Source organism: Erwinia sp. PME.40.26/001 (assembly GCF_055556675.1).
This window is the reverse complement of sequence record NZ_JBVHNP010000001.1, coordinates 137,738-164,285: the sequence shown is the minus strand read 5'-3', so window position 1 is coordinate 164,285 and position 26,548 is coordinate 137,738. Positions and strand designations below refer to the sequence as shown.

The 26,548-nt window shown below is 56.2% G+C and carries 27 protein-coding genes; 12 read left to right on the top strand and 15 right to left on the bottom strand.

Annotation, left to right across the window (positions count from 1 at the left end; all coding sequences use genetic code 11):
* Positions 1 to 88 precede the first annotated feature (88 nt).
* Positions 89 to 1,339: an NADP-dependent isocitrate dehydrogenase gene (gene icd / locus ACZ3HG_RS01010; protein WP_118664296.1), complete on the bottom strand. Its 1,251-nt coding sequence runs from the start codon at positions 1,337 to 1,339 to the stop codon at positions 89 to 91.
* A gap of 103 nt (positions 1,340 to 1,442) precedes the next feature.
* On the opposite strand from icd, the gene rluE reads away from it, so the two are divergent.
* The 8 genes from rluE to ACZ3HG_RS00970 all read left to right on the top strand — a co-directional run bounded on the left by rluE (position 1,443) and on the right by ACZ3HG_RS00970 (position 9,400).
* Complete coding sequence (rluE, locus tag ACZ3HG_RS01005; RefSeq protein WP_191934919.1) at positions 1,443 to 2,099, top strand: 23S rRNA pseudouridine(2457) synthase RluE; 657 nt, start codon at positions 1,443 to 1,445, stop codon at positions 2,097 to 2,099.
* 47 nt (positions 2,100 to 2,146) lie between these two features.
* Complete coding sequence (locus ACZ3HG_RS01000; RefSeq protein WP_191934920.1) at positions 2,147 to 2,620, top strand: NUDIX domain-containing protein; 474 nt, start codon at positions 2,147 to 2,149, stop codon at positions 2,618 to 2,620.
* 60 nt (positions 2,621 to 2,680) lie between these two features.
* A complete protein-coding gene (gene mnmA, locus ACZ3HG_RS00995; RefSeq protein WP_191934921.1) occupies positions 2,681 to 3,799 on the top strand; it encodes a tRNA 2-thiouridine(34) synthase MnmA in 1,119 nt (372 codons plus the stop codon).
* A 24-nt stretch (positions 3,800 to 3,823) separates the two neighbouring features.
* The gene (hflD, locus tag ACZ3HG_RS00990; RefSeq protein WP_191934922.1) at positions 3,824 to 4,468 is read left to right on the top strand and encodes a high frequency lysogenization protein HflD; all 645 of its coding nucleotides are present in this window, start codon (positions 3,824 to 3,826) and stop codon (positions 4,466 to 4,468) included.
* Between the two features lie 29 nt (positions 4,469 to 4,497).
* Positions 4,498 to 5,868: an adenylosuccinate lyase gene (purB, locus tag ACZ3HG_RS00985; protein ID WP_191934923.1), complete on the top strand. Its 1,371-nt coding sequence runs from the start codon at positions 4,498 to 4,500 to the stop codon at positions 5,866 to 5,868.
* Positions 5,869 to 6,050: 182 nt separating this feature from the next.
* Positions 6,051 to 6,719 (top strand): two-component system response regulator PhoP, encoded by a 669-nt coding sequence (phoP, locus tag ACZ3HG_RS00980; protein ID WP_062743672.1) that lies wholly within the window; start codon positions 6,051 to 6,053, stop codon positions 6,717 to 6,719.
* A 2-nt stretch (positions 6,720 to 6,721) separates the two neighbouring features.
* On the top strand, positions 6,722 to 8,182 hold the full coding sequence (phoQ, locus tag ACZ3HG_RS00975) for a two-component system sensor histidine kinase PhoQ (RefSeq protein ID WP_191934924.1): 1,461 nt from the start codon (positions 6,722 to 6,724) through the stop codon (positions 8,180 to 8,182).
* A 90-nt stretch (positions 8,183 to 8,272) separates the two neighbouring features.
* Positions 8,273 to 9,400, top strand: a complete 1,128-nt coding sequence (locus ACZ3HG_RS00970) for a ribosomal protein uL16 3-hydroxylase (protein ID WP_191934925.1) — start codon at positions 8,273 to 8,275, stop codon at positions 9,398 to 9,400.
* A gap of 73 nt (positions 9,401 to 9,473) precedes the next feature.
* Here ACZ3HG_RS00970 and pepT read toward each other — a convergent pair whose 3' ends face one another.
* Both pepT and ACZ3HG_RS00960 read right to left on the bottom strand, forming a co-directional pair.
* A complete protein-coding gene (gene pepT, locus ACZ3HG_RS00965; RefSeq protein ID WP_465331457.1) occupies positions 9,474 to 10,706 on the bottom strand; it encodes a peptidase T in 1,233 nt (410 codons plus the stop codon).
* A gap of 89 nt (positions 10,707 to 10,795) precedes the next feature.
* Positions 10,796 to 11,350 (bottom strand): helix-turn-helix domain-containing protein, encoded by a 555-nt coding sequence (locus tag ACZ3HG_RS00960; RefSeq protein ID WP_465331455.1) that lies wholly within the window; start codon positions 11,348 to 11,350, stop codon positions 10,796 to 10,798.
* Between the two features lie 105 nt (positions 11,351 to 11,455).
* On the opposite strand from ACZ3HG_RS00960, the gene ACZ3HG_RS00955 reads away from it, so the two are divergent.
* Positions 11,456 to 12,628 carry a benzoate/H(+) symporter BenE family transporter gene (locus ACZ3HG_RS00955; RefSeq protein ID WP_191934928.1) on the top strand — a complete coding sequence of 391 codons (1,173 nt, stop codon included), beginning with the start codon at positions 11,456 to 11,458 and terminating at the stop codon, positions 12,626 to 12,628.
* Here ACZ3HG_RS00955 and cobB read toward each other — a convergent pair.
* The 4 genes from cobB to lolC form a co-directional block, all read right to left on the bottom strand.
* A complete protein-coding gene (gene cobB / locus ACZ3HG_RS00950) occupies positions 12,578 to 13,486 on the bottom strand; it encodes a Sir2 family NAD+-dependent deacetylase (protein WP_191934963.1) in 909 nt (302 codons plus the stop codon). The genes ACZ3HG_RS00955 and cobB overlap by 51 nt on opposite strands.
* 171 nt (positions 13,487 to 13,657) lie before the next feature.
* Positions 13,658 to 14,902, bottom strand: coding sequence for a lipoprotein-releasing ABC transporter permease subunit LolE (gene lolE, locus ACZ3HG_RS00945; protein ID WP_465331453.1), 1,245 nt, complete (start codon positions 14,900 to 14,902; stop codon positions 13,658 to 13,660).
* Positions 14,902 to 15,606 carry a lipoprotein-releasing ABC transporter ATP-binding protein LolD gene (gene lolD, locus ACZ3HG_RS00940; RefSeq protein ID WP_191934930.1) on the bottom strand — a complete coding sequence of 235 codons (705 nt, stop codon included), beginning with the start codon at positions 15,604 to 15,606 and terminating at the stop codon, positions 14,902 to 14,904. The genes lolE and lolD overlap by 1 nt, the downstream gene beginning before the upstream one ends.
* On the bottom strand, positions 15,599 to 16,798 hold the full coding sequence (lolC, locus tag ACZ3HG_RS00935; RefSeq protein WP_191934931.1) for a lipoprotein-releasing ABC transporter permease subunit LolC: 1,200 nt from the start codon (positions 16,796 to 16,798) through the stop codon (positions 15,599 to 15,601). Before lolC ends, lolD begins: the two co-directional genes overlap by 8 nt.
* Before the next feature lie 626 nt (positions 16,799 to 17,424).
* Between lolC and ACZ3HG_RS00930 the strand changes: the two genes are divergently transcribed.
* Complete coding sequence (locus tag ACZ3HG_RS00930) at positions 17,425 to 18,819, top strand: GGDEF domain-containing protein (RefSeq protein ID WP_191934932.1); 1,395 nt, start codon at positions 17,425 to 17,427, stop codon at positions 18,817 to 18,819.
* Positions 18,820 to 18,880: 61 nt separating this feature from the next.
* Here the strand turns inward: ACZ3HG_RS00930 and ACZ3HG_RS00925 are convergent, their stop codons facing one another.
* From ACZ3HG_RS00925 to ACZ3HG_RS00900, 6 genes are all read right to left on the bottom strand, one after another.
* On the bottom strand, positions 18,881 to 19,144 hold the full coding sequence (locus ACZ3HG_RS00925) for a hypothetical protein (RefSeq protein WP_191934933.1): 264 nt from the start codon (positions 19,142 to 19,144) through the stop codon (positions 18,881 to 18,883).
* 133 nt (positions 19,145 to 19,277) lie between these two features.
* Positions 19,278 to 21,026, bottom strand: a complete 1,749-nt coding sequence (locus ACZ3HG_RS00920) for an amylovoran biosynthesis protein AmsF (RefSeq protein ID WP_191937226.1) — start codon at positions 21,024 to 21,026, stop codon at positions 19,278 to 19,280.
* Between the two features lie 270 nt (positions 21,027 to 21,296).
* A complete protein-coding gene (locus ACZ3HG_RS00915) occupies positions 21,297 to 21,593 on the bottom strand; it encodes a hypothetical protein (protein ID WP_191937225.1) in 297 nt (98 codons plus the stop codon).
* Positions 21,590 to 21,913: a DUF7940 domain-containing protein gene (locus ACZ3HG_RS00910; RefSeq protein WP_244633741.1), complete on the bottom strand. Its 324-nt coding sequence runs from the start codon at positions 21,911 to 21,913 to the stop codon at positions 21,590 to 21,592. The genes ACZ3HG_RS00915 and ACZ3HG_RS00910 overlap by 4 nt, the downstream gene beginning before the upstream one ends.
* A 20-nt stretch (positions 21,914 to 21,933) precedes the next feature.
* The gene (locus ACZ3HG_RS00905) at positions 21,934 to 22,401 is read right to left on the bottom strand and encodes a glycoside hydrolase family protein (RefSeq protein WP_191934936.1); all 468 of its coding nucleotides are present in this window, start codon (positions 22,399 to 22,401) and stop codon (positions 21,934 to 21,936) included.
* Between the two features lie 210 nt (positions 22,402 to 22,611).
* The gene (locus ACZ3HG_RS00900; RefSeq protein ID WP_191934937.1) at positions 22,612 to 22,983 is read right to left on the bottom strand and encodes an antiterminator Q family protein; all 372 of its coding nucleotides are present in this window, start codon (positions 22,981 to 22,983) and stop codon (positions 22,612 to 22,614) included.
* Positions 22,984 to 23,466: 483 nt separating this feature from the next.
* Between ACZ3HG_RS00900 and ACZ3HG_RS00895 the strand changes: the two genes are divergently transcribed.
* A complete protein-coding gene (locus ACZ3HG_RS00895; protein ID WP_244633735.1) occupies positions 23,467 to 24,069 on the top strand; it encodes a helix-turn-helix domain-containing protein in 603 nt (200 codons plus the stop codon).
* 390 nt (positions 24,070 to 24,459) lie between these two features.
* Positions 24,460 to 24,741: a hypothetical protein gene (locus tag ACZ3HG_RS00890; RefSeq protein ID WP_191934938.1), complete on the top strand. Its 282-nt coding sequence runs from the start codon at positions 24,460 to 24,462 to the stop codon at positions 24,739 to 24,741.
* A 37-nt stretch (positions 24,742 to 24,778) separates the two neighbouring features.
* On the opposite strand, the gene ACZ3HG_RS00885 is transcribed toward ACZ3HG_RS00890, so the two are convergent.
* A complete protein-coding gene (locus ACZ3HG_RS00885; protein ID WP_191934939.1) occupies positions 24,779 to 24,958 on the bottom strand; it encodes a hypothetical protein in 180 nt (59 codons plus the stop codon).
* Between the two features lie 250 nt (positions 24,959 to 25,208).
* The gene (locus tag ACZ3HG_RS00880; protein WP_191934940.1) at positions 25,209 to 26,165 is read right to left on the bottom strand and encodes a chemotaxis protein; all 957 of its coding nucleotides are present in this window, start codon (positions 26,163 to 26,165) and stop codon (positions 25,209 to 25,211) included.
* Positions 26,166 to 26,548: the final 383 nt, after the last annotated feature.

Below are 26,548 nucleotides of genomic sequence, written 5' to 3'. Positions count from 1 at the left end.
GGGGAAGGGGATTGGGGATATTTTGGGGATGACTTTCTGTGGTGAAGAAATGAGGGCGGGAGCACCAGGCTCCCGCCGGCAAACACATTTACATGTGTTTGATCATCGCGTCGCCGAACTCTGAAGCTTTCAGCAACTTAGCGCCGTCCATCTGACGTTCAAAGTCATAGGTCACGGTTTTGGCAGCAATCGCGCCTTCCATGCCTTTAACAATCAGGTCAGCGGCTTCGAACCATTCCATATGACGCAGCATCATTTCAGCTGACAGGATGATGGAACCTGGGTTCACTTTATCCTGACCGGCATACTTAGGTGCTGTACCGTGGGTGGCTTCAAACAGGGCACATTCGTCACCGATGTTCGCACCCGGCGCAATACCGATACCGCCAACCTGCGCCGCCAGGGCGTCAGAAATGTAGTCACCGTTCAGGTTCATACAGGCGATCACGTCATACTCGGCCGGACGCAGCAGGATCTGCTGCAGGAACGCATCGGCGATCACGTCTTTAATGACGATCTCTTTGCCGGTGTTCGGGTTCTTCACCTTCATCCACGGGCCGCCATCAATCAGCTCGCCGCCGAACTCTTCTTTCGCCAGCTGGTAACCCCAGTCTTTGAAAGCGCCTTCGGTGAACTTCATGATGTTGCCTTTGTGAACCAGCGTCACAGAATCACGGTCATTGGTGATCGCATATTCGATGGCGGCACGCACCAGGCGTTGGGTGCCCGCTTCTGAGCATGGCTTAACGCCGATGCCGCACTGTTCAGGGAAGCGAATTTTCTTCACGCCCATCTCATCACGCAGGAACTTGATGACTTTATCTGCTTCCGGCGTACCCGCTTTCCATTCGATACCGGCATAGATATCTTCGGAGTTTTCACGGAAAATCACCATATCGGTGTCTTCCGGGCGTTTCACCGGGCTTGGAGTGCCGGTGTAGTAACGGACAGGACGCAGGCAGATGTACAAATCAAGCTGCTGACGCAGGGCAACGTTCAGGGAACGAATACCGCCGCCGACCGGGGTGGTCAGTGGGCCTTTGATGGCTACGCGATATTCTTTAATCAGGTCGAGGGTTTCTTCTGGCAGCCAGACATCCTGGCCGTAAAGCTCTACCGATTTCTCACCGGTGTAAATTTCCATCCAGGAAATTTTACGCTCACCGTTGTAAGCTTTCTGCACAGCGGCATCAACTACTTTGATCATCACTGGAGACACGTCAACGCCAATGCCATCACCTTCGATAAACGGGATGATCGGATTGTTAGGTACGTTGAGTTTTCCCTGATCCAGGGTGATTTTCTGACCTTCCGCCGGAACAACTACTTTGCTTTCCATTAACCTCTCCTTCGAGCGCTTTTTTTTGTTAATGACTTGTAAGATGCGCGTCAATACTACTTGAATATTGACTCCGCGCCAATCATCTCCGGATTGCGGTATAATGCGCTCATTGTTATCAAGTGCAAAGACCATGCGAAAATCTTCCCTGACGAATCATCATCCTGGGCGTTCCACCGCCCGCCGTGCGGCCAAACCGGCTGCCAGAGGCCCGCGTTGCGTGGTGCTGTTTAATAAGCCCTTCGATGTGCTGCCCCAGTTCAGCGATGAGGCAGGCCGGCGTACGCTGAAAGATTATGTGCCCCAGCCGGGAATTTACGCCGCCGGCCGGCTAGACCGCGACAGCGAAGGGCTGATGGTGCTGACCAATGACGGCGCACTGCAGGCTAAACTGACCCAGCCGGGCAAACGTACCGGGAAAATTTACTATGTGCAGGTGGAGGGTGAGCCGCAGGAAACCGACCTGCAGCCCCTGCGAACGGGCGTCGAACTGAAAGACGGACCCACCCTGCCCGCCGGGGTCGAAAAGGTGGCCGCGCCTGACTGGCTGTGGGAACGCCAGCCACCGATCCGCGAACGTAAAGCGATCCCAACCTGCTGGCTGAAAATCACCCTGTACGAAGGACGCAACCGTCAGGTGCGGCGAATGACGGCACACATTGGTTTTCCTACCCTGCGGTTGATCCGTTTTTCTATGGGTAGGTTACAGTTACAGGGTCTGGCGCCCGGCGAATGGCGCGATATCAGTCACGAAATCTGACATTCAGTGCGCGGTAACCTGCGCACATTAACCCTATGGAGCACACTATGTTCAAACCGCACGTCACCGTCGCCACGGTGGTCCAGGCAGAAGGACAGTTTCTGGTTGTAGAAGAACGCGTGCGAGGCCGCACCACATGGAATCAACCGGCGGGGCATCTGGAAGCCGATGAAACTCTGCTCCAGGCGGCGGTACGGGAACTGTCGGAAGAAACCGGCATCGATGCGGTTCCTCAGGCTTTTTTACGCCTGCATCAGTGGATCGCCCCGGATAATACGCCGTTCCTGCGCTTCCTGTTCGCGCTGGATCTGCCGGAAGCAGTGGAGACTTACCCGCAGGATCGCGATATTGACCGTTGCTGGTGGCTGCCACCGCAGGAGATTATCACCTCGAAAAAACTGCGTTCACCGCTGGTTGCGGAAAGTCTGCAGATTTATCAGACCGGGCCACGTTACCCACTGGCAATCCTCAGCGCCTTCCAGTGGCCGTTTAGCGAGAGTGCGCAGATCGTCGACGCATGATAGAATGCGTCGCAATTTTATCAGAGTCGCCTTTAACGGCTCCTTAAAGTCGGACAAGCAATGTTGAACAGTTCAAACAGCCAGAAAAAAGTGATCGTCGGGATGTCCGGCGGCGTTGACTCCTCCGTTTCAGCCTGGCTGCTTCAGCAGCAGGGTTATCAGGTTGAAGGCCTGTTTATGAAAAACTGGGAGGAGGACGATGGTGAAGAGTATTGCACCGCCGCGGAAGATTTAGCCGATGCGCAGGCCGTCTGCGACAAACTGGGTATTTATCTGCATACGGTCAACTTTGCTGCCGAATACTGGGATAATGTGTTTGAACATTTCCTGGCCGAATACAAAGCGGGCCGCACGCCCAACCCCGATATTCTCTGCAATAAAGAGATCAAATTTAAAGCCTTTCTGGAATTTGCCGCCGAAGATCTGGGGGCGGACTATATCGCCACCGGTCACTACGTGCGTCGCCAGGATGTCGACGGCAAAAGCCGCCTGCTGCGCGGGCTGGACGGTAACAAAGACCAGAGCTACTTCCTCTACACCCTCGGGCACGAACAGATTGCTCAAAGCCTGTTCCCGGTGGGTGAACTCGAAAAACCTGAAGTTCGCCGCATTGCAGAACAGCTTGAGCTGATCACCGCGAAGAAAAAAGATTCTACCGGTATCTGCTTTATCGGTGAGCGGAAGTTTACTGAATTTCTTGGCCGCTACCTGCCCGCCCAGCCGGGTCCGATAATCTCGGTGGACGGGGACCAGGTTGGCCAGCATCAGGGTCTGATGTACCACACGCTCGGCCAGCGCAAAGGGCTGGGTATCGGCGGCACCAAAGACGGTAACGAAGAACCCTGGTACGTGGTCGATAAAGACGTGGCCGGTAATATTCTGGTGGTCGCACAGGGCCATGAGCACCCCCATCTGATGTCGGTGGGCCTGATCGCCCAGCAACTGCACTGGGTGGATCGCGACACGCTGACCGCCCCGCTACGCTGCATGGTGAAAACCCGCTATCGTCAGGAAGATATTCCCTGCACCGTGACGCCGCTGGATGGGCAGCGCATTGACGTGCGTTTTGATCAGCCGGTGGCCGCCGTCACCCCTGGCCAGTCTGCGGTCTTTTATCTGGATGAAGTCTGCCTCGGCGGCGGCATCATCGAACAGCGCCTGCCGCTGGTTAACGCGTAATTCGGGCCGTATACAGGAGTAAACGTGGCGAAGAACTATTATGATATTACGCTGGCGCTGGCCGGTATCTGCCAGGCAGCCCATCTGGTGCAGCAGCTGGGACACCAGGGTCAGTGTCCCCCCGATGCGTTTAAAACATCACTGAACAGTCTGCTGGATCTCAATCCGGCCTCCACGCTGGCGGTATTCGGTAACGATGAAGCGAACCTGCAGTTCGGACTGGAAACCCTGCTGGCGGTGCTGAACAGCAACAGCCGCCAGGGCCTCGGTGCGGAACTGACACGCTATACCCTGAGCATGATGGTGCTGGAGCGTAAACTTAACGCCAGCAAAACGGCAATGAATACGCTGGCGGACCGAATCGCCCAGCTCGATCGTCAGCTGGCGCACTACGATCTGGAGTCCGATACGCTGTTAGGTGCCATGGCAGGGATCTACGTCGATGTGATCAGCCCGCTTGGCCCCCGTATCCAGGTGACCGGATCTCCGGCTATCCTGCAGAACAGCCAGGTACAGAATAAAGTTCGTGCAACACTGCTGGCCGGTATTCGCTCAGCGGTGCTGTGGCAGCAGGTCGGCGGAGGCCGTCTGCAGCTGATGTTTTCCCGTCACCGCCTGGTGAATGAGGCTAAAGCGATCCTGGCCCGCCTTAACGGGACCCCAACCTGATTTTTTTAACCGATCCTGGAGCAGCAACAATGGAATTATCCTCTCTGACCGCCGTCTCACCTGTAGACGGTCGTTATGGCGACAAAGTCAGCCCACTGCGTGGTATTTTCAGCGAATATGGCCTGCTGAAATTCCGCGTTGAGGTGGAAGTTCGCTGGTTACAAAAACTGGCCACCTGCGCTGCGATCAAGGAAGTTCCTGCATTTGATGCCGACGCAAACGCTTTCCTTGACGCGATTGTCAGCGGTTTTAGTGAAGAAGACGCCGCGCGGATCAAAACCATTGAGCGCACCACCAACCACGACGTCAAAGCCGTGGAATACTTTCTGAAAGAGAAAGTAGAACCCATGCCTGCCCTGCATGCAGTGTCTGAGTTTATTCACTTCGCCTGTACCTCAGAAGATATCAATAACCTGTCACACGCGCTGATGCTGGAAACGGCCCGCCGTGAGGTGATTGTGCCTTACTGGAGCAAAATCATTGCTGCGGTCAAAGACCTGGCAGTGCAGTACCGGGATATTCCGCTGCTGTCACGTACGCACGGCCAGCCCGCCACGCCGTCCACGCTGGGTAAAGAGATGGCGAACGTCGCCTACCGCTTTGAGCGCCAGCTACGCCAGTTAGAACGTATTGAGATCCTCGGTAAAATCAACGGTGCCGTCGGCAACTATAATGCCCACATCGCCGCGTATCCGGAAGTGGACTGGCATGCGTTCAGTGAGTCGTTTGTGACCTCGCTGGGAGTGACCTGGAACCCGTACACCACGCAAATCGAACCGCATGACTACATCGCCGAGCTGTTTGACTGCATGGCGCGCTTTAACACCATCCTGATCGACTTCGATCGCGATATCTGGGGTTACATTGCGCTGAACCACTTCAAGCAGAAAACCATTGCAGGCGAAATTGGCTCCTCGACCATGCCACATAAGGTCAACCCGATTGACTTCGAGAACTCCGAAGGCAACCTCGGCCTGGCCAATGCCATGATGCAGCACCTGGCCAGTAAACTCCCGGTATCACGCTGGCAGCGTGACCTGACCGACTCTACCGTGCTGCGTAACCTCGGCGTGGGCATTGGTTATTCGCTGATCGCCTACCAGTCGACGCTAAAAGGCATCTCCAAGCTGGAAGTGAACCGCGCCCGCCTGCTGGACGAGCTGGATCACAACTGGGAAGTGCTGGCCGAACCTATTCAGACGGTAATGCGCCGTTATGGTATCGAAAAGCCTTATGAAAAACTGAAAGAGCTGACGCGCGGCAAGCGCGTGGATGCTGAAGGCATGAAGACCTTTATTGATAGCCTGGCACTGCCGGAAGAAGAGAAAACCCGTCTGAAGCAGATGACCCCGGCCAACTATATCGGCCACGCCATCCAGATGGTTGACGATTTGAAGTAACGCCCTGCCAGCGGGCCGACTCAGTCGGCCCGTGTTAACCTGCTGTTTACCTCTTCTCCTCTATACTTATCGCCAGTTTATGCCCTGATCAACGGGAGCAACCGCTTACACAGTTGCACCCTGACGCATTCCAGGGCTATGTTGATGTCTCTGGCAGTTTGATCTTATTTAAGGATTCGGTTATGCGTGTGTTAGTTGTGGAAGATAACCCACTGCTGCGTCATCATCTGGCGGTGCAGCTGCGGGAGATGGGGCATCAGGTGGATGCTGCCGAAGACGCCAAAGAAGCTGACTATTTTCTGAATGAGCATACGCCGGATATTACGCTGGTCGATCTCGGTCTTCCTGATGAAGACGGTATGACGCTGATCCGCCGCTGGCGCGGGCAGGAAGTCCGCCAGCCGATTCTGGTGCTGACCGCGCGTGATGGCTGGCAGGCAAAGGTTGAAGCGCTGGAAGCCGGTGCCGATGATTATGTCACCAAGCCCTTTCATATAGAAGAAGTGGTGGCCCGGATGCAGGCGCTGATGCGCCGCAACAGCGGGCTGGCCTCGCAGATCATCACCCTGCACCCTTTCCAGATCGACCTGTCGCGCCGCGAGCTGACCATCAATGAACAGCAGATCAAACTGACGGCGTTTGAGTACACCATTATTGAAACATTAATCCGCAACGCCGGGAAAGTGGTCAGCAAAGACTCACTGATGCTGCAACTTTACCCCGATGCGGAGCTGCGCGAGAGCCACACCATAGATGTACTGATGGGCCGTTTACGCAAAAAAATCCTCGCCGAGTATGCGCAGGAAGTGATCACCACGGTACGCGGTCAGGGCTACCGCTTCGATATTTGAGCATGATTAACTGGCGTCGGAGAAAGCCGCTTTCGCTGCGGATACGGTTCTTACTGGCCACCGCAGCGGTGGTACTCACCATGTCGCTCTCCTACGGAATGGTGGCCGTGATCGGCTACGTGGTGAGCTTTGATAAAAATACCTACCGCGTGCTGCGCAGCGAAAGTAATCTGTTTTTCACCCTTTCCCAGTGGAAGGACGGCAAGCTGAGTATTGTCCAGCCTGAACGCATGACGCTGAACTTTCCGGCTCTGGTGTTTATCTATGACGATAACGGCAAGCTGCTGTGGCAGCAGCGGGACGTGCCGGATATTCGCAGCAAGATCCGCCGTGAGTGGTTAAGCAAGTCTGATTTTTATGAAATCGACACCAATAATCACACCAGTCGTGAAGTGCTCGGTAATGACCGCGTGGCGCAGAACAAGCTCACCGCCTATGACGATGACGGCAACGACACCTTTACCCACTCGGTGGCCGTGAACCGCTATGAGGCAACGTCCACGCTGCCTGCCCTGACTATCGTGGTGGTCGACTCTATTCCCCAGGAGCTACAGCACTCAGACGTGGTGTGGTCGTGGTTCAGCTATGTGCTGCTGGCGAACCTGCTGCTGATTATTCCACTGCTGTGGCTGGCGGCACACTGGAGCCTGCGCCCGATTGGCGCACTTGCCGCCCAGGTGCGTGAACTGGAAGCCGGAACCCGCGAAACCCTCAATCCAGCCCCGCCGCAGGAGCTGAAGGGGCTGGTACGTAACCTGAATCTGCTGCTGGATAATGAACGGCAGCGCTATACCCGCTACCGCACCACGCTGAGTGATCTGACCCACAGCCTGAAAACCCCGCTGGCTGTATTGCAGACCACCCTGCGGTCGCTGCGCGGCGGGCGTAACCTGTCTATCGAGCAGGCCGAGCCCATTATGCTGGAGCAGATCAGCCGTATCTCGCAGCAGATTGGCTACTACCTGCACCGGGCCAGCATGCAGGCCGATCATCACGCATTGAAGCGGGATGTGCATTCGGTACCGGCCCTGCTCGACGGGCTGTGCTCGGCGCTGAATAAAGTCTACCAGCGCAAGGGCGTGGTGCTGACGCTGGATATCTCACCAGAGGTGATCTTCGTCGGTGAGCAAAACGATTTTATGGAAGTGATGGGCAACGTGCTGGATAATGCCTGTAAGTACTGCCTGGAATTTGTTGAGATCAGCGTCCAGCAGACGGAAAAAACGCTGCTGCTGATCGTTGAGGACGACGGTCCCGGCATCCCGGAAAACAAGCGCGATCTGATCTTTATCCGCGGGCAGCGCGCCGATACCCTGCGTCCAGGCCAGGGCCTGGGCCTGTCGCTGGCCCGCGATATTATGGAGCAGTATGCTGGCGATATTCATGCCAGTACCAGTCAGCTGGGCGGGGCCCGCATGGCGGTAGAGTTTCAGCGCCAGGAGATCCTGCACAAACACGAGTAATCGTCATACCACGACTTTTACCGGCAGTGGTACACACCCACTGCCGTGCGCTGTTATAATCTACTCACTTTCGCGTTTCAGGAAAACATCATGGATTATCAGCTCGATCTCAACTGGCCCGACTTTATACAGCGCTACTGGCAGAAACGCCCGGTAGTGCTTAAGCGCGGTTTTAAAAACTTCGTTGACCCCATTTCTCCCGATGAACTGGCCGGTCTGGCCATGGAGAACGAAGTTGACAGTCGCCTGGTCAGCCATCAGGACGGTCAGTGGCAGGTCAGCCACGGCCCGTTTGAGAGCTTTGATCATCTTGGTGAGAATAACTGGTCACTGCTGGTTCAGGCGGTCGACCACTGGCATGAGCCCTCCGCAGCGCTGATGCACCCTTTCAGGATGATCCCTGACTGGCGCGTGGACGATCTGATGATCTCCTTCTCCGTGCCCGGCGGCGGGGTTGGCCCGCACTTTGACCAGTATGACGTCTTCATTATTCAGGGCACCGGCCGTCGTCGCTGGCGCGTGGGGGAGAAAGCAGAGCTGAAGCAGCACTGTCCGCATCCCGATCTGCTTCAGGTCGAACCTTTTGAAGCCATTATTGATGAAGAGCTGGAACCGGGTGATATTCTTTATATTCCACCGGGGTTCCCTCACGAAGGCTACTCGCTGGAAAATGCCATTAACTATTCAGTTGGCTTCCGTGCGCCGAGCGGACGTGAGCTGATCAGCGGCTTTGCCGATTACGTGCTGGCGCGCGAACTGGGCAGCCGTCGCTTCAGCGATCCGGACGTCCAGCCCCGTGAGCACAACGCAGAGATCCTGCCTGCCGAGCTGGACGGTATCCGTGCCATGATGCTGGATGTGATTAACCAGCCAGCGCATTTCAACCAGTGGTTTGGCGAGTTTATCTCGCAGTCACGTCACGAGCTGGATGTGGCACCACCTGAACCGCCGTATCAGCCGGATGAGATTTACGATGCACTGCAGCAGGGCGATCGCCTGTCGCGCCTGGGCGGCTTGCGCGTGGTGTCCATTGGTGACGCGGTGTTTATCAATGGCGAACAGGTCAGCTCTCCGCATGGTGCGGCGCTGACCGCGCTGGCGAATGATTTAACCCTCGGTCACGACCAGTTTGGCGACGCGCTGGACGATCCCTCCTTCCTCGCCCAGCTGGCGGCGCTGGTCAACAGCGGTTACTGGTACTTCGATAGCGAAGATTAATTCTGCCCGATAACGGTACGGGGCGACCGGAATGACAGGTCGCCCCTGCGGGAATACCGGCATCTTTGTTTCTTCAGGGTTTTGCCTGCTCCGCCGTTAAAACGGCAATCCGCGTGATCACCTTCACCGCCTGCTCCATATTATCCAGCGACGCAAACTCGTGCCGCCCGTGGTAGTTATATCCCCCGGTAAACAGGTTCGGACAGGGTAACCCCATAAATGACAGCTGCGCTCCATCTGTCCCTCCCCGAATAGGCTTCACCTTTGGCGTAATACCGCAGTCACGCATCGCCGCCAGCGCCAGCTCTATACTCTGCGGGCACGCTTCCACCTGCTCACGCATATTGTAATAGCTGTCTTCCACCACCACTTCCACGGAGGAAGGTGCTGCCAGGCTCTGCTCCAGCCGCGCGCCAGCCTCTATCAGAACTTGCTTACGCGACTCAAAACCGCTGCGCGTAAAATCGCGCACGATGTAGTGCAGTTCAGCACGATCCACGCTGCCTTTGATCCCGTGCAAGTGCCAGAAGCCTTCATAGCCCGAGGTTTTTTCCGGCACCTCATCTTCCGGGACTTCCCGGTGGAAACGCATCGCAGCATCCAGGGCATTAACCATCACCCCCTTCGCACTGCCGGGATGGACGTTATTCCCGGTGATTTTTACCGTCACCGAGGCGGCATTGAAGTTTTCATACTCAAATTCCCCCATCCCGCCGCCATCCACGGTATAGGCCCAGTCAGCGCCGAAGGCCGCCACATCGAAATGCTGGATACCACGCCCAATCTCCTCATCGGGGGTGAAGGCCACGCGCACCTCGCCGTGAGCCACCGTACCGGACGTGAGATGCGCCAGCGCCGTCATGATTTCCGCAATACCGGCTTTATCATCCGCGCCGAGCAGGGTTTTCCCGTCGGTGGTGATCAGCGTGTGTCCGATCAGCTCGTGCAGCACCGGAAACATCACCGGCGACAGGATCTCATCCCCCACGCCGAGGGCAATATCGCCCCCGCGATAGTTTTCAATCACCTGCGGGTTAACGTTCTTCGCCGTAAAATCCGGTGACGTATCCATATGGGAGATAAAGCCGATAACGGGCGCGGGCCAGCTGACGTTCGACGGCAGCGTGGCCATAACAATACCGCGCGCGCTGCAGCTGACGTCACTCAGCCCCATGGCGCGCAGCTCGTCACAAAGCCGCTGAGCCAGGCGTAGTTGCCCCTCGGTACTGGGGACATGACGAACGTTACCTTTAGATTGCGTATCGAAAGACACATAGTGTAAGAAGCGATCGAGTAAATTATTCATCTGTCTTCCCTTTGGATGCCAGCGCTTATTATGGATAGCGCCATCATGTTAAATATTGTTTCAGGTCAGTTTAGTACGCAGGCGCTGAATTAACGTGGCGGATAATGGATGAGATCATGAAAACGCACCGGCACGCTTCCGGAATTACGATACGCATGAGGCCGATCAGCCTGAAAACGCAGCCCTTCGCCTGCGGCCAGCGACTGCCAGACGCCCTCCACCTGCACCTCAAGTACCCCGTCAATCACCACGACATGCTCAACCACCCCTGCCTCATGGGCGGCGGACTGGCTGCTGGCACCGGCGGCAAGCTCAATCACCAGCATCTCAAAGCTGAGCGCAGGATCAAACGGAAACAGCGGTACCGCCTGCATGATCTTATCCGCCGGCGGGTAGCCACATCGTTGACGGCGCGGTGCCGCTTCGTCTGCGGCCTCTGGTGCGATAAAAACCGAGAACGGCAAATTAAAGCCCGTGGCGATTTTCCACAGCGTGGCAATGGTCGGGCTGGATTCCCCGCGCTCAATTTGTCCCAGCATCGCTTTACTGACGCCCGTGGCCTGTGCAGCCCGGGTCAGGCTCCAGCCCCGTTCGCTGCGCCGGGCTCTGAGCATGTGCGCCAGATGGTGTTGTAAACTGTCCACGTCGTTGTCTCCCTTTCGTCAGCGGAGAGTATAACCACTTGTACGTTATAACGCACAGTGATAGCTTGTGCGTTATAACGGTCAACCTTACCACGGGATCTCGCTATGCGCCCCCCTCTCACCCTGCGTCATCTGACATTTCCTGCCGTCGTGGCCGGATTTGTCGCCGTGCTGGTCGGCTATACCAGCTCTGCGGCGATCATTTTCCAGGCCGCCGGGGCGGCCGGTGCCACCGTCGCACAGACGGGCGGCTGGCTGACGATGCTGGGACTGGGGATGGGCATCACCTCTCTGGGGCTGTCCCTGTGGTATCGCACACCCGTACTGACCGCGTGGTCGACGCCGGGGGCGGCACTGCTGGTCACCAGCCTGCCGGGTACGTCACTCAATGAAGCCATCGGGGTGTTTATCTTCGCCTCGGCGCTGATCCTGATTTGTGGGGTGACGGGGTTGTTTGCGCGCCTGATGAATTACATACCACAGGCGATCTCTGCGGCGATGCTGGCCGGTATTCTGCTGCGTTTCGGCATCGATGCCTTCGCCGCCCTGCAGGTAAACTTCGCCCTGAGCGGCACCATGTGCCTGGTGTATCTGCTGTCCCGCCGCCTGCTGCCGCGCTACGCCATCGTGCTGACCCTGCTGGCCGGCCTGACGGTCGCTCTCGTGCAGGGCAATGTCCACGTCTCCCACGCACAAAGCCTGGTGATGCCGGAATTTATCCCTCCGCACTTTACCCTCTCCTCCCTGCTGGGCGTCGGTATTCCGTTTTTTGTCGTCACCATGGCGTCGCAGAATGCTCCCGGGATCGCCACGCTGAAAGCCCATGGTTATGCGTTGCCGGTATCGCCGCTGATTGCCTGGACCGGGCTGACGGCTCTGCTGCTCGCCCCTTTCGGGGGGTTCACTGTATGTATTGCCGCCATTACTGCGGCTATCTGTATGGGGCCGGAGGTCCACAGCGATCCACAGCGGCGGTACTGGGCAGCCGCAGCGGCCGGGGTGTTTTATCTGCTGGCAGGAGTGTTTGGCGGGGCGATCAGTGGGCTGTTTACCGCGCTGCCGCAGGCGCTGATCCATACCATTGCCGGTCTGGCACTGCTGGGGACCATTGCCGGGAGCTTGCAGCGGGCGTTAAGCGATGAGCAACAGCGGGATGCGGCGGTGATCGCTTTTCTGATCACCGCCTCTGGCGTCACCCTGCTTGGCATAGGGGCCGCCTTCTGGGGATTAATCGGTGGGGTTATCGCCCACCTGATCTTCTCGCTGGCCAAACGCTGACGGGGCATCATCGCCGGTCAGCGCCGGACGGGCAATATTCGCCAGCAGATCCTGCACCCAATCAGGTACTACTTCACTGGCCAGTCCGTACTGTTTTTCTTCAAACTCACTGCCGACCTGGCTTGGCTCCAGGTTCAGTTCCACGGTGTGAGCGCCCTGGATGCGGGCCTCATGGACAAAGCCCGCCGCCGGGTAGACATGTCCGGAGGTGCCAATTGCCACGAAATAGTCAGCCTGAGCCAGCGCCTGGTAGATCTCATCCATCTGGAGCGGCATTTCGCCAAACCACACCACGTGCGGGCGCAGCACTGACGGGAACTGACAGCAGTGGCAGCGGTCGTCAGGTTTAACATCCTCGGTCCAGTGCAGGATCTGCCCGCTGGCGGCACAGCGCACCTTAAGCAATTCACCGTGCATATGGATCACGTTACGGTTTCCGGCACGCTCATGCAGGTTATCAATATTCTGCGTGACCAGCAGGAAGTGGTCACCCAGCGCCGACTCCAGCTCGGCCAGCGCCCGGTGCGCCGCGTTCGGCTGAATGTCATCCTGCTGCAGCTGCCGGCGGCGCGCATTGTAAAACGCCTGCACAAGTTGCGGATCGCGAGCAAATCCTTCCGGCGTCGCCACATCTTCCACTTTGTGCTCTTCCCACAGGCCATCTGCGGCGCGGAAGGTACGAATGCCGGACTCAGCAGAGATACCCGCGCCGGTCAGGACGACCACGCGTGGCAGTGGATGGCGGGCAATTTCAATATTACGGTCGCGTTCGAAAATGCGCTGACGGAAACGCTGATGAACCTGGCGTCGGGTCTTTTTGTAGCGTGCCAGCCTGAGGCGGCGACGGGGAGTGCGCATCATCAAATACCTCTAATCCTTAATATGCAGGAGTGCAGCACTGTGCACTCCGCCAGGGAGTGTGTCCCTGATAATAACGGGTGATCGTCCCGGGTGCACTGAGAGTCTGCCGCTAAACCGGCTGGCGGGTCAAAAAAACGCTTCCCGCCAGACGCCCTCGTGCCTCCCGGCTTACTGGCCGCTCAGTACGCGTGCCGGATCGATACGGCTGGCACGTCGTGCCGGATACCAGCTGGCAAGCAGGCTGAGCAGCAGCGACGTCACCAGCACGATGCCGACATCGCGCCAGTGCAGCTCCGACGGCAGGAAATCAATAAAGTAGATGTCCCCGGAAAGGAAATGATACCCGGTCAGCGCTTCAATCGCATGAATGATCGGTGTCAGATTGAGAGCGGCCAGCACACCTACCACCACGCCGCTGACGCTGCCTACCAGCCCGGCCAGCAAACCATACCAGACAAAGATGGCACGGATCAGGCCGTCTCTTGCCCCCAGGGTGCGCAGCACGGCAATGTCGCTGCTTTTATCTTTCACTGCCATCACCAGGGTCGACACGATATTGAAACAGGCGACGCCAATCACCAGCACCATCGCCAGATACATGATGGCGCGGATCATCTGAATATCGCGGTACATATAACCGTAGGTCCCCACCCAGCTGCGGATATACACATACGCATGGGTGACTTCCCCCGCCTGACGCACCAGGCTCACCGCGTTGAACGGATCGGCCGCTTTAATGGCGATGCCGGTGACACTCTCTCCCATCCCCAGCAGCTGCTGGGCATCGGCCAGCGGCACCAGGGCCAGGCTGTGGTCAAGCATCCCGCTCAGCTTGAGGATCCCGGCTACCTGTAAGCGCACGCGCTTAGGCTGTAACAGTTTATTCCCGGCGTCGCTGTTGGGGATCATGATCGTCAGCCAGTCACCCTGCCTGACCTTCAGGCTGGTCGCAACCCCCTGCCCCAGCAGGATCTGCTGCTTACCGGCAGCAAACGTTTGCCAGGCACCACCCTGCACGTAGGAGGGCAGCGCACTGAGGCGGCTCTCCTGCTGTGGGTCAACGCCTTTCACCTGAACCGCCTGCAGCTTACTGCCGCTCTCGATCAGTCCGGTGAAATTAATGTACGGTGCCGCTGCGGCAATGCCGGGAACCTGCTCAATTTTTGGCAACAGCCCCTGCCAGCCAGTAAAGGGCTGGTTGACCGGCTCAACTTCCCCGTGCGGTACTACGGCCAGAATGCGGTTATTTAGCTCACGTTCAAAGCCGTTCATTGCGCTGAGGCCGACAATCAGTACTGCCACGCCCAGCGCAATCCCGACGGTGGAGATCACCGAGATCAGCGACACCATCCCTCCGCGCCGGCGGCCACGGCTGAAGCGAAGTCCAAGCAGAAGAGAGAGAGAACCCGCCATCAGAAGCTACCCGCCGTCTGCGCCTGGTCACTGAGCTGGCCGTCGCGCATTTCCATCTGACGCGACATCCGCCGGGCCAGGTTGAGGTCGTGGGTCACCACCAGGAAAGCCGTCCCCTGGCGCTGATTAAGCTCGTTCAGCAGATCAAAAATGGCATCGGCATTGCGGGCATCCAGATTCCCGGTAGGCTCGTCGGCCAGCACCAGACGCGGATTATTCACCAGCGCGCGGGCAATGGCCACCCGCTGGCGTTCCCCGCCGGACAGCTCTGACGGACGGTGAGCCGCTCGGTGATCCAGCCCGACCGCTTTCAGCATGGCAATGGCTTTCTCCTGCGCCTCTGCTTTAGCGGTTTTACCGATCAGCAGCGGCATCGCCACGTTTTCCAGCGCGCTGAAATCGGGCAGCAGATGATGGAACTGATAGATAAAGCCCAGCTCGCGGTTACGCAGCCCGGCTTTAGCAGCTGAAGACATGGCGTTCAGCGACTGCCCGTCAAAGACCACTTCGCCGGAGGTAGGCGTATCCAGCCCGCCCAGCAGATGCATCAGGGTACTTTTACCCGAGCCGGAGCTGCCGACTATCGCCATCATCTCACCCGGCTTAACGCTGAAGGTCACATTGCGCAGGACATCGGTCTGCACGCTGCCTTCCTGATAGCGTTTACACAGGTTGTCGCACTGCAACAGGATCTTGTTACTCATAACGTAAAGCCTCAGCGGGTTGAACGGCGGCCGCGCGCCAGGAAGGGTAAAGCGTTGACAGCAGTGCGACGACGATCGCCGACAGTGTAATCGTCGCCACCTGGGTCAGGGAAATAGCAACCGGTAAGGCGGCACCATCGAGGAATGCCCCAATCACCGGCATCAGGTTATTCAGCTGGCTGGCCAGCAGCACGCCCAGCAGCGCGCCCACCAGTGCGCCAACGACGCCTGCCGTTGCGCCCTGCACCATAAACACCGCCACAATCTGACGACGCGTCAACCCCTGGGTTTGCAGGATCGCCACTTCTCCCTGCTTCTCCATGATCAGCAGGCCCAGTGAGGTCACAATATTAAACGCGGCCACGGCCACAATCAGGCTTAACAGCAGCCCCATCATATTTTTTTCCATTTTAACAGCCTGGAACAACTCGCCTTTGCGTTCGCGCCAGTCTTTCCATACCGTGCCTGGCGGCAGGGTCTGCTGGCTGACGCTGTCGACCTGAAGGGGTTTATCCAGCCACAGACGCCAGCCAGTAATGTTGCCCGCCGGGTAGCGCATCAGGCGTGACGCATCCTGCTGATTGACCAGAATCTGATAGCCATCCACATCGCTGTTTGAGGCAAATGTGCCGATCACGGTAAAAAGACGCTGGCTGGGAATACGCCCCATCGGCGTGAACTGGCTGGCGGAAGGCACCATCAGACGCACCTGATCGCCGCGTTTGATGCCCAGCTGACCGGCCAGCTGTTCCCCAACGATGACATTATACTGCCCCGACTGCAGCTGCTGCTGACGCACGCTGACCAAGAAAGGGGTTAACGGATCGGCTTCATCAGGGTTAATCCCGAGCATGACGCCCACCCCCACGCTGCGTGCGCTCTGCATCACCACCTCACCGGTGGTCAGCGGCGTGATACGGCTGATACCTGAGAGATGCAGACTGCTGGCAGGCAGTTTCTGCGGGTTAATCGATCCGGTCTCGCTGGTGATTAATGCCTGGGGCATCAGACCCAGCGTATTTTTTTCCAGCTCGTGCTCAAGGCCGTTCATTACCGACAACACGGTCACCAGCGCCATGACGCCCAGCGTAATACCGACAGCGGAAAGCCAGGAAACAAACCGGCCAAAGCGGTCTGAACCACGCCCGCGCATATAGCGCAGGCCTATAAATAAGGCGACAGGCTGATACATGACATCCGTCTTTCTAAGGGCAGTAAACAATTGGGAGGGATAATAAAGGTTAGCACCGCGTTATGGAACCACTAAGCCACTGAGTCTGCACATTGTTTTGTCAATGACTGAAACACTTCACGCGTTTTTTTGTCTGGCCCCCGGCTTTACCCCCTGTGTACCAGGCCGTTTCCGGCCCGCACATTAGCCCGGCTACAGGCCAGAGTACACCGGCGCTGCGTTACACCAGCAGGACATCAGGGCCGCAAAAAAACCTTTTTATGATTATCGTCAATACGTTAGCATCACCAGGAATTTTCCCAAACCTGTCCGGTGTGCGATTTTTTATTCGATAACTGCTCATTTTTACGCTATACGTGGCAGCGCATAACGGTACTGCGGGTAAAAAAGATTAGTTTTTCTTAACTTACTCAGCTATGCCAGCGAACGCCAGATCGTATTCATGTATAAGGTCTTATCCCGTAACTAGGAATAATCCGAATAAATTGATTTCATCAGGGTTGTCACGTATGTTGTGTGCGTCATTTTGCACCAGTCCCCTGAAGTCGATCTGTTATCAACCTACAACCAGCCAGTCAATCTGACCGTCTCGTGAGTGACCCGTTTTCATCGCCCTGAGCTTAAAGATGCCAAACTATAAATATAACGTTAACCGGGTCATCATCTTATTCGCCCTTGCCATGCTGCTGTCCACCATCGGGCTGGAATCGCGCAATTTAGCCTCGCTGTCTCTGTTCTGGCCAAGTAATGCCATTCTTCTTGGCCTGCTGATCCGCTTTCCTTCGCTGGACAAGCCCAGTACGCTGGTGGTGCTCTTCCTGGGCATGTGGAGCGCCGATGTCCTTTACGGCACCCCGGCGATCGTTGCCACAGGCCTCGATGCCGCCAATATTCTGTTTATTGCTACGGCGCGCTGGGCGCTGCTGAATGACCACTTCACGCGTGGACACCCCCGCCGCCTGCAGGCTCTGCTGCATGTTTTTCCGGCCTCACTGCTGGGAGCGGCAGTGTGCGCGCTGGCCGGTGCGCTGGTCAGCGAACACTACTTCGAGGACAAGCTTTTTAACGCCTGGTTCTCCTGGTTCTCCGAACAGATGTCCACCTCTATCCTGCTGTTGCCGCTGGTGATCAGCCTGCCCCGCCGCGATGAGCTGACTCAGCTACTGTCTGCCCTGCGCGACAGCACGGTGCTGCCGGTGATAGCGCTGGTGCTCACTACCGTGACCGGTATCTGGGTAGGCGGCGGCGGTAGCCTGCTGTTTCCCTTGCCCGCCCTGCTGTGGTGCGCCATCAGCTATCCGCTGTTTATCACCTGCTTCCTGACGCTGGTGACCGGCATTAGCGAGATTATTCTCGTGGCGGGCAACGTGCTGAACATTCAGGGCAAGGACGATCTGTTCCGCATCGACAGCCTGTCATCAGCCCGCCTTGGGGTGGCTGCGATGCTCATCAGCCCGCTGATTGTGGCACTGAGTACGGCGTCTAACCGAAAACTGGTAGCGCGCATTACCAAGCGTGCAGACTATGATTTTCTCACAGGCGCGCTGACCCGCAGCGGCCTGTCCTCCAGGCTGGAGACGCTGGTCACTCCGCGCCACCGGCCTAAGGGCTTTTTCGGTGCCGTTTTCGTTATTGATATCGATCGGTTCAAAAACATCAACGACACCTACGGCCACGCCAGCGGCGACTATGTTCTGGAAAAAACGGTGGAGTGCATTCGTCAGTGCCTGCAGCCGTCGGCGATGGTGTGCCGGATGGGGGGAGAGGAGTTTCTGGTATTAATAGAGGGAATTTCTCAGCCGCGCGCCTTTTTGTTAGCGAACCGCCTGCGCCACAGTATCGAAGAAAATGTGATTATGCTCAACGGTAACAACCTCAGCGTAACGGTCAGCATCGGCATCAGTGCGCTGAATATTAATAACGTCAATAGTCTGGATGAGTCGATTACTCGCGCCGATGAACAGCTGTACATCGCCAAGAGCAGCGGGCGCAATCAGGTTCGGCCGGAGTTTGTTTTGTAGCAAAGGGAAGGCAGTGACCCGTTTCAGGCCGGGGCCGGCCGGAGAGGCCGACCCTGAAGCATCAGGCTTCGTTTTCGATGCGGTTCGCTTCGATTTCAAAATCCTGGATGGCGGTATCAAGCGCATCCAGCAGGCCACCTTGCTGAGTCAGTAACTGATTAATTTTCTCTGCAAAGCCCGCGTCTTTGTACTCCCCCTGATCGAACGCCAGCCACTGTGCGGACAGCGTTTCAGTGTTATTCTGAGCGTAATGGCGCATTTCTTTTAGCTGCGAAGTCACGTCACGTAAGTGTTCAGTCTGCGATTTGCTTTCGTTATCACTCATGGATATTTCCTTTCATCGTTAAAAGAAGCCTACCCCTTTTGTGACCGGGCGTGACGGCGAAAGTTCACAATCCTTTTGTTTTCCGGCGAAAACGACAAAAAAAGGCCGGGTTTCCCCGGCCTTAAGTCATTGATTAATAGTAAGCAATTTTTCTGTCCGTCCCGTTAACGTTAACAGTGATATAGCCGGCAGCGGTCGTCGTCGTGGGGGGAACCGCATCGGTGGTCGCCACCGTCAGCACCCCTTTCTCATTCGCCCCCACCCCTGCCAGACCGTTGTGCAGGCTCATCCTTGCCGCAGGCGATACCGTCCCGATCGTCGTGAGATCGGTGACCTCACCCAGGTCCGGAGTGAACAGGGAACACTCCCCGGACTCAAAGCGCGTGGGGCCGGTAGACTTCAGGTTAAACATCGTGTCGCCGCTGGCGGCCTTCAGTTTCACCCAGATCTCAGAGGTCGTGGTACCAATGCGGTTGAACTTGATATCCAGCACCGCCGGGGAGCCGTGATGGCGGATATCACCATAAATGGCCGTCGCGCAGCGCGAGATCCCCAGATAGCTGGTTCCTGACGAGACCGCGCTGACCGGGTTACCCGCCGTGCCGGTGACCGCATCGTTAGACACCTTACTCACCATTTCAATGATCCACTGCTGGTTGTCGCGTGGCATAAACACCTTGCCCAGCTTGTACCATTTGTCACTGGTAGTGGTGTTATTAATTTTATACCCACTGTACCAGCCGGCACGCAGGGTGCCGGACATCTGGGTGCCGAAGCTTTCATCCCGACGCCAGCCGGTTTCATAGCCGGAAAGCCAGCGGCCCGGGGCCGTATTAAGGCTGACCGTTGCGCCTGCCTGCAGATTAAGCTGGCGGATTTGCACCCGGGCGTTATCCATATTCAGCGGATTAGCGCAGTTTTCCAGACTTAAGGCCTCCACCAGCCACTGGCCGTTACTGAGGTCGCCGGGGTTGCGGGTATGCTCAATCCACACATTACTGATCAACCCCTGAGTGACACGCGGCATCATCAGCGTGGCATCACCGTAACCGCTCTGGAAATTAGCATTCGATAACTCAATGGCCGTGGAGTGATCCCAGACGCCCTTAACCGTATCGGACCAGCCGATATCAAATACCCGTGCATAGGTATTAATGGCATAGATTTGATCGAACTTGCTGTCCAGCGTATCCAGCAGTTTGATCGCCGTTCCTCCGTTGTTCTGCACGCGGAAGCAGGTGATCAACACGGTCTGGCCCGCGACCATGATGTTTTCAAAAAAAGGCTGCTGGTTAGTGCACATCTCGGCGGTGATCGCCCCTTTATTCGCCGTGATATCCGCCGATGCCTGGCCGTTCCAGCTGATGCCCTTGATGGTCGTGCGCCGGGCGTTGACCCTGAACACCGGGGTGGACGATTTATTCGATACAATCGTCGTTCGCGGCATCCCCCCCTGTGGATTATCATCCCCGTAGAGGTAGAAGCAGGGTATCTCGCTGGCGGACAGATCAATCGGGTTGATCAGGAACTTGCCGCCAGGGAAGCGAACGCCCAGATTCCGGCTGCTGGTATTCACCGTCTGTGCCCAGTTCAGCATCAGTTTAAAGGCTCCGCTGTCGTCGGTTATGCCGTCGCCCTTACCACCGAAGTGATAGATATTCAGCTCGTCCAGGCTGTTGACCACGCGTTTCCAGAAGAAACCCGCGCCAACCGCATACGTGCCGCCGTCATCGACCGGCAGTGCCGTGGTGATAAACCCCACGAACATGCCACCGCCGCGAAATGTGGAGTCTTTATCGTAATAACGCTTCAGCAGGGCAAAATCTCCCGCTTTAACCGGCGCGGTGGTTCGTAATTCAGCAAAAGAGTTAACTTCAATCATAATAACCTCCGGGCAGCACGCAAACGCCAGCCGCCTTATTCAGGATAAATAAAAGGGATTGAGGGAAATTGATAGAGCACGACGAACGGCCTGACACCTCCTTAATATTATTTATTCAGTACGGTTTATTTATTTTCACCTCCGCACAGCGATAACCACAGATCGTTATGAGCATTAATCTGTCTGACGGTGCGGATATCCATTAACTGTGCATCCTGTCCGTGTGTGTAAAGAGGGGAAAACAGAGTACAGGACGAATCTGTAATTAATTCACCGGCCCCGGTCGGCGTTGAATCGTGACTGCTGCAACTTACGACGAGCGTCAGCATCATTAAGGACAGCGTTAGCCGTTTGCACATTTTTTGCCTCCTCACTGTTTTCCACCTGTTTTTTAGCGACGGCGGCGGTCTGCGCCGCACTTTTCTCTGCCGCCGCGACAAGTGCCTGTTGACGGGCTTTACCCACCTGTTTACCGCCGAACCAGGCCGCGCCCAACGCTGCCAGCAGCGCCCCCACCGTCAGCAGGCCCTGCCCGCCAGCGCTCAGTAAAGAAAAAAGTGTGCTCATACCTTGCCTCCGTTCAACGCATCGCGCTGAGTGTTAAGATTTTTTTGGCGAATAAACTGTGCCATGACCGCCATCGCGACCATAAAGGCACCGATCATTCCGAGAAAATTGTGAGGAAGACAGGCTTTGACGTCCTCCGGCAGCGCTACCCAGGCATTCAGTGCTGCATCAGGAAACGACTGCACCCAGGCGGTCAGCACCGATCCCCCTGACGCCAGCCAGACCGACCAGGTTTTCACCAGCAGGCGGGCATGGTTCACCAGCGCCACCCGTCCGGACTGCGCTAACAGGCCGATCGCCAGCGATGCCGCAGCCACCAGCACAACAAACAGGGTAAATTTCACAGGACCTCCTGATAGCTTTCATAGGTTCCGCTGCGCATCACCTCAGCATGACGCCGTGCGCGCTCCGGCGTTTGTCGTGCCCACAGGCTGGCGAGCATCGACGCTGCCGCGCCGGCAAAATCCCCGTCGGCGACCCTTTGCAGGGTCTGTTTAAATGCCGTCAGGCCCTGGGTACCCAGCTGATAGGCCATGCTGCACAGCACATCAGCACGCGGCGGGTTACACTGCCGCAGTGCAGCCTGAATGGCGGGTTGCCTGAGCATCTCTTCATTCTGGCGATCCAGCACGGTCTGCATCCAGACCTCTCCGACCTTTCGTGGTACAGCGAAGAGATAATTACCGAGTGCAGCCCCGGCAGGCCCAATCTTTATTCCGCAGCCCACCGTAGGAAATCCTTCCGTATCGCGATACGGTCGTTCTTTATAACCTTCTTCAAAAAGCAGGATCTGAATAATTTGACTCATGGTTCACCTCGCTAACAGAAAATTAAATAAACGTGATGAGATATCTGACTGAATAACAACAGCCATAAATAAACACGTCAGTGAATAAAGATAATGAAAGAGGGAGAGTGAAAAACGGGTTATTAACAGTCTGGATCAGAAAATGCGTACGCAATGAACGGGCCGTAAATTATTTTTTACTTTCCCTTTAAAGTGGCGTATTCACCGTCTTCATTCCGTTATTTCGCACTCAAGCTGGCACTCCAGCGCGCTTAATACGCCGCAGACAAATCCCTCCGCTGTCTGAATTTGCTTACGCACGGTGCCATCCGCGCAGCGGCGACGGCGGGCAATCGAGCGCAGAGAAATTTGATAGAGGTAGTGGGCAACCAGAATATCGTGCTGCTCTTTATTCACCTGCCTCAGCCTGCTGATGCAGCCATCAAGGATCAGACCGTCGCGATCACCACAGGCCGGTCGCTCCGTCCCCCGGGCATGAACCAGCCCCCGGAACCCGGCCGCAACCGATGCGTAACCCAGGCGAGGCTGGCCGGTTGCCGCCCACCCTCCCCAGCGCTCAAGTAACATTCTGATATCTCGCATCTTCTGCTCCTCTGTATCGGTGCGGATAGACACTGACAGGTTGTCAGCACATTTCAGCCGTTAACACCGCTACGCCTGCCTGCCCGATGAGATCATGCAGAGCAAGGCGGCAACGGAACATCCGTCAGGAGGACGAACAGCCCCCTGACAAGTGAGCCAGCGATTAGGCTGGACGGCCTGATTGATAAAGAGCGGTGAAATAATTCAGCCAGTGCAGGCAGGCATGACTGACTGCTGCCACACTATCGTTAAATATCACGTTTACACTGGCCCTGATCCTGCCCCAGTCGATGGGAAATTCAGCACCATGCGCAACCCCCCTGTCATCGTTGACGACAGATCTCATTCCGGTTTCCGGGTCTGTGAGACACTGAAGTGATACTTATAGGTATATGCCATGCGTGAATAATAGCAAATAGTATTACACAAAATAATAGCAAAGCGTGTTTGACGAAAAATACGCGTCGCTATAAATTCTGGTATATGAAACAGAATACACTTGCCTGGCGGCTGAACACGGCCATGACCATGATGGGAATTACACAAGGTGCTCTGGCCAAAGCATCGGGCGTGTCACAGCCTACCATCTGGCGACTGACGAAAGGTGAAGCAGAGGGATCGCGCAAGCTGGTCGATATTGCCAGAGCGCTGGATATCAATGTGGAATGGCTGGCTAACGGGTCGGGCGAAATGCGCGGCACGGCGGTATCAGGCCCGGCAGATAAAATAAAAAGTGGTACTACGGTGCCGGTCTGGGATACCAGCGGAAAAACCAGTGAACAGGTGAGCGTCCCCACCGGCGTGAAGGCAAAAAAAAGCTGGCGTGCCTATATTCTTGACCGCAACAGCGGGTGCGCAGAGGCCACCGCTGGCAGCATCGTCATTATCGACTGCGATGTACCAGTTGAATCTGGAGATTTAGTCATTGCGCTGATGAATGGCCGGCTCTCCGTGTACCGTTACCTGGAAGGCCCTTCCAACGGTTTTTTAACCGTTGATGACCCCCGACTGCCTGCAGTAGAACTGTCCGGCGACGTCCTGCTTATCGGCGTCGCTATCTTCCTCATCCGCGATTTACGGCGGTAATCGCTGACGTCCTGCTCCGGCAGGATCGTCTCTTCGTAGTGACCGCCAGACACCCTGAATAACACAGATACCATCAGTTTTTCCTCGCGGTAAACCATCAGCGCCCTCTCATCATGACCCTGACAGTGTTCATCTTTCGATATAACTGAATAGATTAGTAAAGCTTTTGACATGTTCGCCATAAAACTGACAATTAATGACAATAAAATATTTAAAATCAATGATTTCAACAAAATACATCGATAGCACAGGTTATTTAACTCATAACCATTGATATTGATAATAACCCTGGCTATCGTTTTTATAAGCGTAAAACATCAGCAGCGCTTAGGGGATATTTCCTGTCACACATCGGGGATCAGATCGCTGCTTCCTGTACCGGAGGTTTTTATGGCAACGATATTCTGGAAAACGGCGGCACCCTTCGGTACCTGTCGCAGCCGCTACAAAGCACGACGGGCAGAGATTGTCGCCGCGCGACAGCGTGAGAAAAGGCTGTTGCGCAAAATTGGCACGCTGCTGGGGGAAAGAGCGGAGATTACACTGAGCCAGAAGATGCGCGGAGCGGGAGGCGCGTTACCGCAGTGTGCGCACTGTGGCTTGCCCGGCACGGGTCACCGGACGGCCTGCACGTTTTGCCTTGCGGCGATTCAGGCCATGAGCGCGGAGTAAAAAACCAGGCCGCGCGGGCGGCCCGATCGTTACTGGGTCAGGCCTGGCTGTCATCATCGCTAAGGAATGACTGAATAAACGCCCGCTGTGCTGGCGTAAGTACCCAGCCGTCCATATCCACGCTGAGAGGATGGGCCCTGTCCTGACCGGCAGGAGAAGGCCCGGCAGTCGGATCGGTCGGGGGACTCGGGGGGTGTTGCAGATTGTCTTTATCCATAAGTTCTGATGAAGGAACCACAGTGAGAAAGGTCGCCAGTCGTCTCAGGTCCCTACGGGTGCCCTACGCCTTTGATACTCTCCCTCCACGCCTTCCAGTCTCCGTTAAACAATGCCTGCTGTCATTTTAGGATTTTTCAGTCTGGTGATAAGTGAATTTTTCTGATGTATGTCTTGATAAACTGTTGCCGCTACCGTTTACACACAGGAAGGCGAGCCATCTGACGCCCTCACCTCCCTGCTTCCGACCGTCAGTACACGGCGTCTTCCAGCACCTGATGGATCACCGCTGACAGCTGGCTGATCTCAAATTTGGCCACATAACCGTTAGCCCCCACCTTACGGACGTGATCTTCGTTGGCGCTCCCTGACAGGGAAGAGTGGATCACCACCGGCAGTCCTTTCAGATTATGATCGCTTTTAATGTTGCGAGTCAGTGTAAAACCATCCATCTCTGGCATTTCAAGGTCGGTCAGCACCAGCGCAATTTTGTCATGGATGGAGAGGCCCTCCTCCTGTGCTTCGCGATAGAGTTTTTTAATTTTTTCCCACGCTTCCAGGCCCGTAGTGTGCATTTCTGCCGGGATGCCCATGGCTTTCAGCCCCTGCTCCAGCATCTGGCGCGCCACCTTCGAATCCTCCGCCACAATGGCTATCGCCCCCGGCTTCAGCTTGAAAGTTTTCACCTTGATGTCGTCTTCTTTCACTTCACGCACGGAAGGAATGACATCATGCAGGATCTGCTCAACGTCCAGCACCATTGCCATATTATTGTTATTATCCAGACAGGCGATGCTGGTGATGTTACGCGTGCTGACGCCGGACTCCGCTGCATGAACCTGACTCCAGTCCAGACGCACGATATCTTCTACCGATTCTACCGCAAACGCCTGCGTGCTGCGGGCATACTCAGTGACCAGCAGCAGGTTCAGTCCGGTGGCTGGGGTGCAGCCAGCCACCGCAGGCAGGTCGATAACCGGGATCAACTGACCGCGAATATTGGCCATCCCGAGCAGCGGTGACTTCATACCTGCCGCACGGGTGATGGTGGTCATCGGTACAATTTCACGCAGCTTAAAGACGTTAATACCGAATAACTCTGGCTTATCTTCCTGATGAGCAGACCCCAGACGGAATAACAACAGTTCGAACTTGTTCGATAATGCGAGATTCGCTCTCTCGTCTATCTCTTTTTGAAAGTTATCCATGTCTACCTCAAGGTGATGATTCATTGTTGTCAGCCGGCGCGGGTCAGCACGCGCTCAGGAACGCTGTTGAAAGTTATCGGCAGTGGCAGGGAAAAATACAGGGGGGGGTTGCAGGATTTGTGACCGGGGGAGGTAAATTTGCACGGCGTGCATATCCCATGGCGGGCAGGGCTGCGCCAGAGGAGCCCCTGTGGGATCCGCTGCTGTTAAAACGGCAGGGCCAACGATCGCCGGCCCTGTTCAGTGCTCGTTGCCAGTCTGCTAAACCTGCATATTCATGATGCACTATTAGAGAAAAAAGAATGAGTTATAGATAGCGTAGAGCGTGTACAAGCAGAGCCTTGCCGCAAGAGGATGTGATTAGCGAGTCTAGTTCACGTAAC

What these genes read in the sequence shown, in the direction of transcription:
- icd (WP_118664296.1), bottom strand. Translation starts at nt 1,339, where the DNA reads ATGGAAAGCAAAGTAGTTGTTCCGGCGGAAGGTCAGAAAATCACCCTG.
- rluE (WP_191934919.1), top strand. Translation starts at nt 1,443, where the DNA reads ATGCGCTCATTGTTATCAAGTGCAAAGACCATGCGAAAATCTTCCCTG.
- ACZ3HG_RS01000 (WP_191934920.1), top strand. Translation starts at nt 2,147, where the DNA reads ATGTTCAAACCGCACGTCACCGTCGCCACGGTGGTCCAGGCAGAAGGA.
- mnmA (WP_191934921.1), top strand. Translation starts at nt 2,681, where the DNA reads ATGTTGAACAGTTCAAACAGCCAGAAAAAAGTGATCGTCGGGATGTCC.
- purB (WP_191934923.1), top strand. Translation starts at nt 4,498, where the DNA reads ATGGAATTATCCTCTCTGACCGCCGTCTCACCTGTAGACGGTCGTTAT.
- phoP (WP_062743672.1), top strand. Translation starts at nt 6,051, where the DNA reads ATGCGTGTGTTAGTTGTGGAAGATAACCCACTGCTGCGTCATCATCTG.
- phoQ (WP_191934924.1), top strand. Translation starts at nt 6,722, where the DNA reads ATGATTAACTGGCGTCGGAGAAAGCCGCTTTCGCTGCGGATACGGTTC.
- ACZ3HG_RS00970 (WP_191934925.1), top strand. Translation starts at nt 8,273, where the DNA reads ATGGATTATCAGCTCGATCTCAACTGGCCCGACTTTATACAGCGCTAC.
- pepT (WP_465331457.1), bottom strand. Translation starts at nt 10,706, where the DNA reads ATGAATAATTTACTCGATCGCTTCTTACACTATGTGTCTTTCGATACG.
- ACZ3HG_RS00955 (WP_191934928.1), top strand. Translation starts at nt 11,456, where the DNA reads ATGCGCCCCCCTCTCACCCTGCGTCATCTGACATTTCCTGCCGTCGTG.
- cobB (WP_191934963.1), bottom strand. Translation starts at nt 13,486, where the DNA reads ATGCGCACTCCCCGTCGCCGCCTCAGGCTGGCACGCTACAAAAAGACC.
- lolE (WP_465331453.1), bottom strand. Translation starts at nt 14,902, where the DNA reads ATGGCGGGTTCTCTCTCTCTTCTGCTTGGACTTCGCTTCAGCCGTGGC.
- lolD (WP_191934930.1), bottom strand. Translation starts at nt 15,606, where the DNA reads ATGAGTAACAAGATCCTGTTGCAGTGCGACAACCTGTGTAAACGCTAT.
- lolC (WP_191934931.1), bottom strand. Translation starts at nt 16,798, where the DNA reads ATGTATCAGCCTGTCGCCTTATTTATAGGCCTGCGCTATATGCGCGGG.
- ACZ3HG_RS00930 (WP_191934932.1), top strand. Translation starts at nt 17,425, where the DNA reads ATGCCAAACTATAAATATAACGTTAACCGGGTCATCATCTTATTCGCC.
- ACZ3HG_RS00925 (WP_191934933.1), bottom strand. Translation starts at nt 19,144, where the DNA reads ATGAGTGATAACGAAAGCAAATCGCAGACTGAACACTTACGTGACGTG.
- ACZ3HG_RS00920 (WP_191937226.1), bottom strand. Translation starts at nt 21,026, where the DNA reads ATGATTGAAGTTAACTCTTTTGCTGAATTACGAACCACCGCGCCGGTT.
- ACZ3HG_RS00915 (WP_191937225.1), bottom strand. Translation starts at nt 21,593, where the DNA reads ATGAGCACACTTTTTTCTTTACTGAGCGCTGGCGGGCAGGGCCTGCTG.
- ACZ3HG_RS00905 (WP_191934936.1), bottom strand. Translation starts at nt 22,401, where the DNA reads ATGAGTCAAATTATTCAGATCCTGCTTTTTGAAGAAGGTTATAAAGAA.
- ACZ3HG_RS00900 (WP_191934937.1), bottom strand. Translation starts at nt 22,983, where the DNA reads ATGCGAGATATCAGAATGTTACTTGAGCGCTGGGGAGGGTGGGCGGCA.
- ACZ3HG_RS00895 (WP_244633735.1), top strand. Translation starts at nt 23,467, where the DNA reads ATGAAACAGAATACACTTGCCTGGCGGCTGAACACGGCCATGACCATG.
- ACZ3HG_RS00890 (WP_191934938.1), top strand. Translation starts at nt 24,460, where the DNA reads ATGGCAACGATATTCTGGAAAACGGCGGCACCCTTCGGTACCTGTCGC.
- ACZ3HG_RS00885 (WP_191934939.1), bottom strand. Translation starts at nt 24,958, where the DNA reads ATGGATAAAGACAATCTGCAACACCCCCCGAGTCCCCCGACCGATCCG.
- ACZ3HG_RS00880 (WP_191934940.1), bottom strand. Translation starts at nt 26,165, where the DNA reads ATGGATAACTTTCAAAAAGAGATAGACGAGAGAGCGAATCTCGCATTA.